The 5,945-nt window shown below is 74.1% G+C and carries 6 protein-coding genes; all 6 read left to right on the top strand.

From position 1 onward, the window contains the following. On the top strand, nt 1–657 hold a 657-nt coding region (locus tag ICW40_RS13965), incomplete at its 5' end, for a TilS substrate-binding domain-containing protein (protein ID WP_221654626.1). Further along, nucleotides 635–1,189, top strand: a complete 555-nt coding sequence (gene hpt / locus ICW40_RS13960; RefSeq protein WP_221654625.1) for a hypoxanthine phosphoribosyltransferase — start codon at nt 635–637, stop codon at nt 1,187–1,189. The genes ICW40_RS13965 and hpt, both read left to right, overlap by 23 nt. A gap of 236 nt (nt 1,190–1,425) precedes the next feature. Then, a complete protein-coding gene (gene ftsH, locus ICW40_RS13955) occupies nt 1,426–3,468 on the top strand; it encodes an ATP-dependent zinc metalloprotease FtsH (protein WP_221654624.1) in 2,043 nt (680 codons plus the stop codon). Nucleotides 3,469–3,481: 13 nt separating this feature from the next. Next, complete coding sequence (folE, locus tag ICW40_RS13950) at nt 3,482–4,135, top strand: GTP cyclohydrolase I FolE (protein WP_221654623.1); 654 nt, start codon at nt 3,482–3,484, stop codon at nt 4,133–4,135. A 230-nt stretch (nt 4,136–4,365) separates the two neighbouring features. Next, the gene (gene folP / locus ICW40_RS13945; RefSeq protein WP_221654628.1) at nt 4,366–5,226 is read left to right on the top strand and encodes a dihydropteroate synthase; all 861 of its coding nucleotides are present in this window, start codon (nt 4,366–4,368) and stop codon (nt 5,224–5,226) included. Then, nucleotides 5,219–5,945, top strand: a 727-nt coding sequence (folB, locus tag ICW40_RS13940) for a dihydroneopterin aldolase (RefSeq protein ID WP_308121804.1), incomplete at its 3' end; no start/stop codon positions are given. The genes folP and folB, both read left to right, overlap by 8 nt.

Here is a 5,945-nt window from a genome sequence, read left to right as displayed (position 1 = left end):
ACCACGGAGCGCGCGTGCGCGGCCCTCGGGCTCGAGCCCTGGCACGACCCCACCAACATCCCCGGGCCGGGCGTGCCGGGCGGCGTCGGCGGCGGCGTCCCCCTGCGGAGCGCGGTCCGGGCCGACGTCGTGCCCGTCCTCGAGGCCGTGCTGGGCCCGGGTGTCGCGGCCGCGCTCGTCCGGACCGCGGACCTGCTCCGCGAGGACGACGACGTGCTCAGCGCGCTCGCGGAGGAGGCGCTCGCCTCGGCGTGGCGCGAGCCGGACGACCCGCCGGCGTCCGCGCCGTCTGGGCCCGAGGGACCGGGCGCGGGCGAGCACGATCCGGAGCCCCGGCCCGCCCCTGAGCTCGACGCCGCGGCGCTCGCACCGCTCGCACCCGCGGTGCGGCGACGCGCGCTGCGGGCGGCGCTCGTCGCGTGGGGGGCGCCGTCGGGAGCCGTCTCGAGCGCGCACGTCGACGCCGTGGACCGGCTCGTCACCAACTGGCACGGTCAGGGCGGTGCGGCGCTGCCGGGCGGGGGCGTGGTGCTGCGCCGGTGTGGCAGGCTGACCTGGGTCGCTCCGCCGCAGGCGGACGACCGGGTGCCCGGGCGGACGGCCGGGCGTGTGCGCGAGGACGGGAGCGGCTGCGGTGGATCCGGCGGACATGGGTGACGACCTCGAGCGGGTGCTCCTCACGGAGGAGCAGCTGAAGAGCCGCCTCGACGAGATGGCGGCTCAGATCGACGCCGACTACGCGGGCCGTGAGCTGCTGCTCGTGGGTGTGCTCAAGGGCGCGGTCATGGTCATGGCGGACCTCGCGCGCCGGCTGCACACGTCCGTGCAGATGGACTGGATGGCGGTGTCGTCGTACGGCGCAGGCACCTCGTCGTCGGGCGTCGTGCGCATCCTCAAGGACCTCGACGCCGACCTCACGGGTCGGCACGTGCTCATCGTCGAGGACATCATCGACTCCGGCCTGACGCTCTCGTGGCTGCTCGCGAACCTGCGCAGCCGCGGCCCGGCGTCGGTCGAGATCGCCACGATGCTGCGCAAGCCCGAGGCCGCGACCGTCGAGGTCGACGTGCGCTACGTGGGCTTCGACATCCCGACCGAGTTCGTCGTCGGCTACGGCCTCGACTACGCCGAGCGCTACCGCAACCTGCCGTTCGTGGGGACGCTCGCACCGCACGTCTACGGCGACTGAGGCGGGGCGTCGCCGCCGCCGACTCGCGATCGTCGGGCCCGGCTGCTCGCGTCGGCGCAACGCGGCCGCTCCTGCTCGTCGTGGCGCGGGCGCTCGAGGTGGAACGTCCGGACGCCCGGGCGGGTTCCCCGTCGCGCCCTGCGCGAACACGGCCGTCCCGTGCGGCGGGCAGCGGGTAACGTGCCCGTCAGACCTGCCCCGCAACCAGGAGGGATAGGGCTCCGGCCCCGTCACCCATGAACGTCAAGCGCCTCACTCGTGGCCCCGCCATCTGGATCCTCCTGGCCGTCCTCATCCTGTGGCTGGGGGCGTCGTCGTTCTTCATGACGTCGGGCATCCAGCGCATCGACACCTCGGACGGGCTCGAGCTGCTCCGCGGGGACACCGTCGAGCAGGCCAAGATCGTCGACGGTCAGCAGCGCGTCGACCTCACGCTCTCCGAGGACTTCGGGGACAAGGGCCGCAACGTGCAGTTCTACTACGTCGCGCCGCAGGGCGAGGCGGTCGTCGAGGCCATCGTCGAGGCGGACCCGGAGGGCGGGTTCAACTCCGAGGTGCCGCGCACGTCGTGGTGGGCCAGCCTGCTCGGCCTGATCCTGCCGTTCGTCATCATCCTGGGCCTGTTCTGGTTCCTCATGTCGCGCATGCAGGGCGGCGGCTCGCGCGTCATGCAGTTCGGCAAGTCGAAGGCGAAGCTCGTCTCCAAGGAGACCCCGCAGGTCACGTTCTCCGACGTCGCGGGCGTGGACGAGGCGGTCGAGGAGCTCCAGGAGATCAAGGAGTTCCTCGCGGACCCGGCCAAGTTCCAGGCGGTCGGCGCCAAGATCCCCAAGGGTGTCCTGCTCTACGGCCAGCCCGGTACCGGCAAGACGCTGCTCGCGCGCGCCGTCGCGGGCGAGGCCGGCGTGCCGTTCTACTCGATCTCCGGCTCGGACTTCGTCGAGATGTTCGTCGGCGTGGGTGCGTCCCGCGTCCGTGACCTGTTCGACCAGGCGAAGCAGAACGCGCCCGCCATCATCTTCATCGACGAGATCGACGCCGTCGGCCGCCACCGTGGTGCCGGGCTCGGCGGTGGGCACGACGAGCGCGAGCAGACGCTCAACCAGATGCTCGTCGAGATGGACGGGTTCGACGTCAACGCGAACGTCATCCTCATCGCGGCGACCAACCGGCCCGACATCCTCGACCCGGCCCTGCTGCGCCCCGGACGCTTCGACCGTCAGGTGGCCGTCGACGCGCCTGACCTGCGGGGCCGAGAGCGCATCCTCACGGTGCACGCCAAGGGCAAGCCCATGGCGCCCGACGTCGACCTCCACGCGGTCGCGAAGCGCACCCCCGGCTTCACCGGCGCGGACCTCGCGAACGTGCTCAACGAGGCGGCGCTGCTCACCGCGCGCGGCGGCCTGCAGGTGCTCGGCAACCACGAGCTCGACGAGGCGATCGACCGCGTCATCGCCGGCCCGCAGCGTCGGACCCGGCTGATGAACGACAAGGAGAAGAAGATCACCGCGTACCACGAGGGCGGGCACGCCCTGGTGGCGGCGGCGCTCCGGTACACGGACCCGGTGACCAAGGTGACGATCCTGCCGCGCGGCCGGGCGCTCGGGTACACCATGGTCATGCCGGCGGAGGACAAGTACTCGACCACCCGCAACGAGCTGCTCGACCAGCTCGCGTACGCCATGGGCGGCCGCGTCGCGGAGGAGATCGTCTTCCACGACCCGACGACGGGCGCCTCGAACGACATCGAGAAGGCGACCGCGATCGCCCGGAAGATGGTCACGCAGTACGGCATGAGCGAGAAGATCGGCGCCGTGAAGCTCGGCCAGGACAGCGGCGAGGTGTTCCTCGGCCGCGACATGGGCCACGGCAAGGAATACTCCGAGTCCGTCGCCTCGGTCGTCGACGTCGAGGTCCGCCGGCTCATGGACTTCGCGCACGACGAGGCCTACGAGGTGCTCAACACCTACCGCGAGGTGCTCGACACGCTCGTCGTCGAGCTGCTCGAGCGCGAGACGCTCAACCAGGCCGAGCTGGCCGCGATCTTCCAGCCGATCACCAAGCGCGAGCCGCGCGACGTCTGGCTGTCCGGCCCCGACCGGACACCGTCGGACATCCCGCCCGTGCAGACGGCGCGCGAGAAGGCCGGGTCGAACGGCCACCCCGTGATCCCGCAGGACGAGGCCGCGGCGGCCCGCCCCGAGCACCCCGCGTCGCCCGTGGGCGAGGTCCCGCCGGGTGGCACGGTCGGCGGCGCGACCCCTCGCCTCGACGGCTGAGGCCGGGCCGGGCATGACGCACACCGCGGACGACCTGCCGCTCCCGTCCGAGGCGGGGACGCCGGAGGACGTCGTCGTGTCCGACGGCGTCGCCGTCCCGATCCGCTACGACCACGCGCGGGCCGAGCGCGCCGTGCGCGAGCTGCTGCTCGCCGTCGGCGAGGACCCGGACCGCGACGGCCTCCGGGACACCCCGGCCCGCGTCGCGCGCTCCTACGCCGAGACGTTCGCCGGTCTGCACATGGAGCCGCGGGACGTCCTGACCACGACCTTCGACCTCGGCCACGAGGAGATGGTGCTGGTCAAGGACATCGAGGTGTACTCGACGTGCGAGCACCACCTCGTGCCCTTCCACGGCGTCGCGCACGTGGGCTACATCCCGGGCCCCGACGGCCGCATCACGGGCCTGTCGAAGATCGCCCGCCTGGTCGACCTCTTCGCGCGGCGGCCCCAGGTGCAGGAACGCCTGACGTCCCAGGTCGCCGACGCGATGGTCGAGATCCTCCAGCCCCGCGGCGTGCTCGTGGTCATCGAGTGCGAGCACCTCTGCATGTCGATGCGCGGCGTCCGCAAGCCGGGCTCCCGCACGGTCACGTCGGCCGTCCGCGGCCAGATGCGCGACGGCACCACGCGCGCCGAGGCCATGAGCCTCATCCTCGCCCGCTGACAGCACTGTCGCTTCGCGGCCCGACCCCGCCACCCGCCGGCGCCCGTCCACGAGCCGACGTCGGCTTTCGGGGAAGGGTTGCGCACGCATGGCGTGCGTAACCCTTCACGCAGGGCCGCTTCGGCACGCGGCGCGGGGGAGGGGGGCGGCGGCTCTAGGGTGGGCGCGTGACGCGACTGCATCCCGAGCCGCTGCCGGAGCGGCTCACCGCGCTCGACCGGACGCTCGTCATGGGGGTCGTCAACGTCACGCCGGACTCGTTCAGCGACGGCGGGCGGTGGTTCGAGCCGGGCGACGCCGTCGCGCACGGCCACCGGCTCCTCGCCGACGGGGCTGACCTGCTCGACGTCGGCGGCGAGTCCACGCGCCCCGGCGCGGCGCGCGTGCCGCCCGACGAGGAGCGACGGCGCGTGCTGCCGGTCGTCCGCGAGCTCGTCGCCGCCGGTGCCGTCGTGAGCGTCGACACGACCCGGGCCGACGTCGCGCGCGACGCGGTCGCCGCGGGGGCGCACGTCATCAACGACGTCTCGGGCGGCCTCGCCGACCCCGCCATGTACGACGTCGTCGCCGAGACCGGGGCCGTGTACGTCGCGATGCACTGGCGCGGTCACGCCGACGTCATGGACACGCTCGCCACGTACGACGACGTCGTCGCGGACGTGCGCGACGAGCTCGCCCAGCGCCTCGCGGCGCTCGAGGCGGCCGGCGCGCGGCCCGAGCAGGTCGTGCTGGACCCGGGGCTCGGCTTCGCCAAGCCGGGCAGCGACAACTGGCCGCTGCTCGCCCACCTCGACGTGCTGCAGTCGCTCGGGCGGCCCGTGCTGGTCGGCGCGTCGCGCAAGCGGTTCCTCGGGCACCTCCTCGCCGCGCCCGACGGCAGCCCCGCCCCGCCCGACGCGCGCGACGGCGCGACGGCCGCCATCACGGCGCTGTCCGCCCTCGGCGGAGCCTGGTGCGTCCGTGTGCACGACGTGGCAGGCTCGGCGGACGCGGTGCGGGTGGCGGCCGCCTGGACCGCGGCCCGAGGCCCCCGGCAGGACCGGCACGACGACCAGCGCAGGCCCATCCAGGACGGAGAGCATCGTGCATGAGCCGACCGCGGGAGCCCCCGCCCGCGACCGCATCACCGTGTCCGGCATCACGGCCACCGGGCACCACGGGGTGTTCGACCACGAGCGGCGCGACGGGCAGACGTTCGTCGCCGACGTGACGCTGCACGTCGACACCCGCCCGGCGGCGGCCGAGGACCGCCTGGACCTCACCGTCCACTACGGCGTCCTCAGCGAGCAGGTCGCCGGCGTGCTCTCGGGCGAACCGGCCGACCTCGTCGAGACGGTCGCCGAACGGATCGCGGCGGTCGCGCTGACGCACCCGGGCGTGCACGCGGTCGACGTCGTCGTGCACAAGCCGCAGGCGCCCGTCACCGTGCCGTTCGGCGACGTGACCGTCCAGATCCACCGCGACCGCGAGCACGCGCCCGCCGTGGGCGCCCCGCCCGTGGTCGTCGACGCCGTGCCGGGCCTCGTGCCGGACGAGGTGCCCTCGCCCGAGGCCGGCGTCCTCGCCGAGCAGTGGACCGACCACGCGCACCAGCTCGAGCAGCCGGCGGAGCACGACCGCCTGCGCGCCCCCGAGCCCGTGGAGGCCACCGCGCTCTTCGTCCCCGACTGGGCGGAGGCGGAGGAGGCCCACGGCGGGCGCCACGCGGGGCCCGACGTCGCCCCCGTCGTCGGTTCCGGCGCAGCGCTGCCGGGTGCCGCGCTGCCCGGCGCAGCGCTCCCGGCTGCGGCGCTGCCCTCTGCGCTCGCCC

This window comes from Actinotalea ferrariae, from assembly GCF_019733465.1.
GTDB lineage: Bacteria > Actinomycetota > Actinomycetes > Actinomycetales > Cellulomonadaceae > Actinotalea > Actinotalea ferrariae_A.
Note: the sequence above shows the minus strand (reverse complement) of the source record. Positions and strands in the feature narration are given on the sequence as shown.